The sequence below is a fragment of the Okeania hirsuta genome, assembly GCF_003838195.1.
Taxonomy (GTDB): Bacteria; Cyanobacteriota; Cyanobacteriia; order Cyanobacteriales; family Microcoleaceae; genus Okeania; species Okeania hirsuta.
Window position 1 is genome coordinate 1 of the sequence record NZ_RCBY01000320.1, and the last position, 6,688, is coordinate 6,688.

Annotated in this window: 3 protein-coding genes and 1 pseudogene; all 4 read right to left on the bottom strand. The window is 33.7% G+C overall.

Annotated elements, in window-relative coordinates:
• Positions 1–772: 772 nt before the first annotated feature.
• Complete coding sequence (locus tag D5R40_RS29120; protein ID WP_124145583.1) at positions 773–1,897, bottom strand: site-2 protease family protein; 1,125 nt, start codon at positions 1,895–1,897, stop codon at positions 773–775.
• Positions 1,898–2,914: 1,017 nt separating this feature from the next.
• On the bottom strand, positions 2,915–3,268 hold the full coding sequence (locus D5R40_RS29125) for a hypothetical protein (RefSeq protein WP_124155600.1): 354 nt from the start codon (positions 3,266–3,268) through the stop codon (positions 2,915–2,917).
• Positions 3,269–4,110: 842 nt separating this feature from the next.
• Positions 4,111–4,475 (bottom strand): annotated as a pseudogene (locus D5R40_RS29130) (transposase); the annotation flags it as partial.
• Between the two features lie 50 nt (positions 4,476–4,525).
• Positions 4,526–6,688, bottom strand: a 2,163-nt coding sequence (locus D5R40_RS29135; RefSeq protein ID WP_134239637.1) for an alpha-mannosidase, incomplete at its 5' end; no start/stop codon positions are given.

Genomic DNA, 6,688 nt, shown 5'->3' on the forward strand with positions numbered 1-6,688 from the left:
CAGGAAGAGGGCATTGCTCCTACTGGTCACTTATTTCTGCCATCCTGCACTAGTTACAGAGTTGAGTCTTCAAGACATAGCAGAGAAAAGAAGGAAGAAGGAAGAAGGAAAAATATTGTCTTGTCTGAACTTTAAACTTTTGATCTATCCGCGCCCTTCCCTTTGATTGCTATATATTATATATTCTAAGGAAAGTAAATTAAATAAGACCGGAAATTTATGTTTGAGATCTGATAAAACCTCTTAAAAGTAATTAATTTTATCTGGTTTTAATTGATTTTCATTCCTTAGTTAATTAACAAAAATTTTCTCTCTAATTCTACAATATTCTCACTCTTTCTCTATTCCCGATTGCTTAGATATACAAGAAAACTTCAATTTTAACATTCATATTTTTGTTTTGAACGACACCACATATTCTCTGCCAATAATACGAATTTGAAAAAAGAATGTAGTCGAATAATAAGTGTAATTAAAAAACAATTGCAGGAAATTTATGACCAAAAAACTGGTATAGAAGCCATTCATTCTGACTCCTATTTCACATTCATATCTATGTTTTGAACGACACCATATATTCTCTGCCAATAATACGAATTTGAAAAAAGAATGTAGTCGAATAATAAGTGTAATTAAAAGACAATTGCAGGAAATTTTCCTTTGACAAAAAAGAGAATTTATGAGCGAAGAGTTGGTATAGAAGCCATTCATCTGACTCCTAACTCCTGACTCCCGCGATCTAACAGATTAAAGATTTTTCTATTCCATTGACCTAAGCAGATTTTACCTGAGCTTTGTTTTCCAACAGACTCCTAATTGAAGCTTTTTCAATTAACCCAACTAAAACACCGTTTTCATCAATAACAGTTAATTCATTAATTTGCTTTTGTTCCAATAAAGAAACTACTTCTAAAAGAGAAGTTTTAGCTACCACAGTCTCCATATTTATTACAGGTTTCGTTAATTCTTTTACCATAACTAAAGGCCACTCAGAGGTATTAACTACTTTCAAATCATCAACGTTAATTACTCCTACTAACTGATCTACTTCATTAATAACTAAAAACTGTTTTCTACTATCTTTCCCAATTATATATTCATTCACAAATTCTCGTAGAGAAAGACTAGCTGAAACAATTGGGCGATCGAGAATAATAGCATCTGCTGCAGTTAAGTCTGCAAGAGTACCTTGGATTTCTGCATATTGGGCAGAACGACCAGCATTTTGTAGTAAAAACGAACCAATTAGAATATTCCAAATATTAGGAAAACTACCAGATAAAAAAGTAGGAATCAAACTAGAAACTATTGCCAACCAACCAAATACTTGACCTACTCTACTAGCAAAAATAACTCCTTTGTAAGGGTTATTTGTGATTTTCCAAACAATGGATTTGAGAATGTTTCCACCATCGAGAGGTAAGCCAGGAATTAAGTTGAATAATGCTAAAACTAAGTTGATGTAAGCTAAGAGTTGGAGAATTGCAGCTAATGGTCCGTTGATGGCTGTAAATGTATTAATTATAGTAAATAAACCAAATAAAACTATACTTACTAACGGACCTGCAATTGCCACCGAAAATGCTTCTCCAGGAGTTTTTGATTCTCTATCTAAACTAGCTAAACCTCCAAACAAAAATAAGGTAATTGATTTTACTTCTATTCCTTGAGATAGAGCAACAAAACTATGACCTAACTCATGAGCTAAAACAGAAGAAAATAATAATAATGCCGCTATTAATCCTAATATCAATGGTAGCATCCCAGTCAATTCTGGAAATTGCTCTGCCAGACTGCTACTATAAGTTAAAGTAACAAGAACTAAGACAAGGAACCAGGATGAGTTAATATAAAATGGTATACCAAATAGATTGCCGACACGAAAAGATCTATTCATAAATTTTTCCTCTAAGTTAATAATCTTTAAATTAAGGGAATTTTTTCCTCTTGAGAAATCTATATATTTACTGTAACAAAATGTAAATCAGCTTTGTAGTTTCTTAATATAGTGGTATCCCTCCCTCAATGTTCGGTCATAGAGAAATTAACTAAATTATTTTCTGATATTAAATTTATGATGATTTTATCATAATATAGCCTGTTCCAATTCATTCAGATACAGGATTTGGGATTTCAGGAAACAAGCAATAAATTAGATGTAACTTCACTAGATCATCCAGAAATTGTGGCAAATTTCACACTAAAATAACAATTATATGTGAATTATATGTGAATTAGAAGTTAATTTAGAAGTTAATATAGATACAGCAATCCGGCATGATTTATGAGAATTTTATTACTTGGGTATTCCCTATTCTCTATTCCCTATTCCCTAAAATCTACAATCTCTCACAACTCAAATAAGATTGCTATATTAATCATAAGTGACAGAATAAAATTAATTTTCAGTTGAATTCTTGTAAATTGTAAATTCTAGATGTTATTTGTATAGAAGTATTTGAGCAAGTCACAACACAATTGTATGATTCTTCACAAAAAATTATGAATATTACAAAGAATTTAGCAGAATCAGTTAAGCATTTTACTTTAGAAAAAACAGAATAATTATTGAGTTTCAGGTAAATTTCAAAATCTAACAATAGAAAACGTTGATGATAAATTAGACAGTAGGGATTAAGTAAGCACTTTTTTTAACTAACCTGGCACCTATATCTCGGTTTTATGTTTATTTATACCCACTTACTTAAGAGGCGATCGCTAGATAAATTTTATCTGAATCTTGAAGAAGAAAGAGGGAAAAAGAAAGAAGAAAAAATATTGCTTTGTCTGAGTTTTAAGCTTTTTATCTGTCCTAACCTTTCCTTCGACTGCTATATTATATTTTCCAAAAATTCAATTCTAAAAAAATATTTTTCAACAAGCCAAAATACAGTTATGAAAAGCTCAAAAAAATTTACCTCAGCTCTGGAAGATATCTGTTTCCTGTAAGAAAATATTGACGAATTTGAAACATTGATCGCCAAGCAATAGCATTATAATTAGTACGAGCTGATGCTAAATTATTTCCTTGAGTATCAAATACTTCAAGCCATCCATCAGCACCATCAGTAGTTGTACGAATAACTAATGTATCTTGACCTTCAATAGTTATTCTCAATCTATAAGCTTTACCCCAGTTTCCTTCTTCCGCTTTATGATAAAATTTGTAGGATTCCCAAACACTATTTGGTAGTTGATTCACTGTTGCTTCAAAATCATTTTCTCCATCAACTGCCATGCATTTTGGTATCTCATCAAATTTCTGCAAATCACTTAGATAAAGTCCTCCATAAACACTTACAAGGTTTTCAAAACTAAAGGCAAATCTTAACTGATACTTATATTCATCAACAAATTCTTTTTGTAGAAGTTATTCTGCTTTTTCAATATTTAATCCGTGAATATAAAAAGACAAATTTTCATAGGCTTTAATTACTTCAATATCTACAGGTTTTCCCTAATCATAGACTTTTAAATATTTCTGATAATAAAATCCTTTGGCAGTTTCTACAAAATTACTCATTGTTAATTCCAAAAAATTTTACTCAAAAAAAAATAACTATATAAAATTTAGAATAAATATTTGATTCTCTTGGCAATCCCTTTTCAGTAATCAACAATTTTTACTCGGATTAAAGTCAAAATTTTATCTAAAATTAAAATGATATTTCCCCACACTTCCCACAGCCAAAAATTTCACTTTCCATGCCTATATCTATAATTTATAGAGAAATTTTTGGCTGTGGGGAGTGTGGGGAAATATCATTTTAATTTTAGATTAAAGTCAAAATTTTATCTAAAATTAAAATGATATTTCCCCACACTTCCCACAGCCAAAAATTTCACTTTCCATGCCTATATCTATAATTTATAGAGAAATTTTCACTGCCAGAGGTAAAGGAAAACCGACGATTTTTCCTCACAGCAGAAATTCCCGACTCAGACAAAAGATAAATGGAGAAAATTCTCTGATCTTCCACAACCAAAAATTTCACCTTCCATACCTATCTATGGATAAATAGAGAAAAATCTCTCATCTCCCACAACCAAAAGTCAGGCATTGCCCAACCTATATCTATATTTATAGTTATTTAACTTAAGAATGAGATATTAAACTATACAATAATCACGAATAATTTCATCTAAAGATTTATGTGAATCGCCATACATTCTGGCTCTCTTTAATGCACTAAAATCATGTTCAATCTTATTTAAATCAGGAGAATATTTGGGGAGGAATATTACTTGATGCTCTGTTTATTCTACCATTTCTCTAATTATATTTTTGCCATGGATTGGAGCATTATCCATAATTAATACTCAAGGAATTTCTCATCAGGGTGATCAAAATATTGATTACCAGCCTTCAAATCCTTCTGCATTTAAACTTCTTGTGAATATCATTGGGGCAATTAAGTCCTTTTTCTTTTTATTCTCCCCCCTAATAGGTTTTCTCTTTTTCCTCCCTTTCCTTGATAGAGACAAGCGATCGCTCATCTCAATTCACAACGTTTCCCCAAATTCATCACACCAGAAAATCCAGAGTAAAGCTGATTATTTTCCAAGGTGAAATTTCACAACTTCTACTCCCAAACTCAACAGAAGGTTCAGCAACATCTCGTTCCAACAAATCAACAACTTTTCCTACTGCCAAACCAGCATCACTTTCCAAATTCAAAATTGCCTCTCTTCCCAAACATTCATAACACCTTAAAATCCAATATTGATTATTCTCTGACCGTTTCAACGCCATCAAAATTAAATTATCAGTTTCCCAACCTAAGAAACGATAAATTTGTGGCAACCTTCCACCAGATTTTTCAGAACTAATCCACGGCATTACCTTAACAAGTAAAGGCAGATTTAACTCATAACCCCGTTGCACAGTACCAGCACTTTCCCAACTTCCCAAATGAGGATAAATAGCATAAGTAAATTCGTGAATTCCCACATCAGCCTCCTCATCAGGCCAAGTCGAACCCCTTAATAAAGTTAAACGTAATTCATTCGACTTTGCATCATATCCATACTTACAATCATTCAGCAAACTTACCCCATAATTATCATCACTAATATCCGCCCAACGTAAAGCCGGAACTTCCCATTTTGCCTGATCTCTTTCTGTCTGAAACTTAGTCATTCTCTTAATAGCCCCACAAGGAATTTCATAAGTAACAAAATCCGTTTCTATATTTATAGGAAAAGCAGCTTTAACTAAAGTATGACTTTCCTGCCAATTTACCCAACATTTAATTTTTAGCAGTGGAGAACCAAACTCCAAAATATAATCCTGACAAAACTCAGACTTTCCTATTTTTCTAATAACTCGTAGACAACTTCTTAAATCTCCTTTTTCCATCCACCCAATATCTATTAATTTTGCAGCAGCTAAAGGATATTCTTGATAATTTGGATCGATATTCCAAGCATCCCAATATTGACCCTCATCTTGAAAAGCCTGCAATTCATTCCCCTTCCCTTTTCCCAAAACTTCCCGTTCATTAATCTTGTCAAAAATACTCTCCAAATTTCCCGTTTCCCCCTCCACCTTTACCCGTAATAAATCATTCTCTAAAAGCCATCTTTCACCATTTAAACTAACAGTATTGACAAACTCAAATTTTTCTGCTATCCTTTCTGTAAAATGGGGAATAGGTGTGCTCATATATAGTCTTTTGTCCAAACCAGAAAACCCGCAACATAGCCAAAACACTCGATAACCAACCCCAGGTACATCAGAAGCAACAAACAATAAATCCTTATCCGACACCTGAGAACTAACTAATTTTCCCTCATTGTCATAAACTAGCCAGTCATTTCGATCATTTTGCATACCAGCAGAATAATTATCCATATCCAAACCCTCTCCCTGCTGCCTACTCCCCACACCCCAACAATCCTTTTTTTCCGGAGGCGCTGGCAAAGCAACCGAAACCAATTCCGAACGTTGCCAATTCAGAGAATTAAAAACAATAACCCGATAAAACATCCCATCTTCACCAGAATCAAACGAAAAAGGCGGACAAAAATCAATATGAGAAGCGATCGCCTCCATCGCCTCATCCAAAATTTCCAACCCCAACCGTTCAGACTCCCTCCAACCATTATTAGCATCCACATAAACATCAGAAATAGCCGAACCAGGCAAAATATCGTGAAACTGATTAAACAAAACCCCCTTCCAAGCAACCTCCAAATCATTCTTCCGATAAAAAGCACCAGTCACAACCGAAGCAAAAACAGCAAACAACTCCGCCTCATACAACAAACCCTCACAACAACGGTTCCATCTCTTTTGATCAGCATGAGTCGTATAACAACCTCGATGAAACTCCAAATAAAGTTCATCCCCCCAAACAGGATAATCATCAGAACCTTCCCCCACCAACTCTACTAAAAAATTCTCAGCAGTCGTAAACTCCAACAAAGGAAAAAAACCAGACTCCCGCCATCTTTTCCCCACCTCCAACATATCCCTAGTCGGACCCCCACCATGGTCTCCCACCCCAGGCAACCACAAAACATTTTTTCTACTAGTTTTCACCAACCATTCACAAGCAAACCTTCCCATCTTTACAACATCAATACTTTCTCCTATCGGCGGTAACATCAAACTAAAAATTCGACTTTTATCCAAACCTTCCCACCAAAAAACCTCAAAAGGAAACTCCATAAAATCATTCCAACG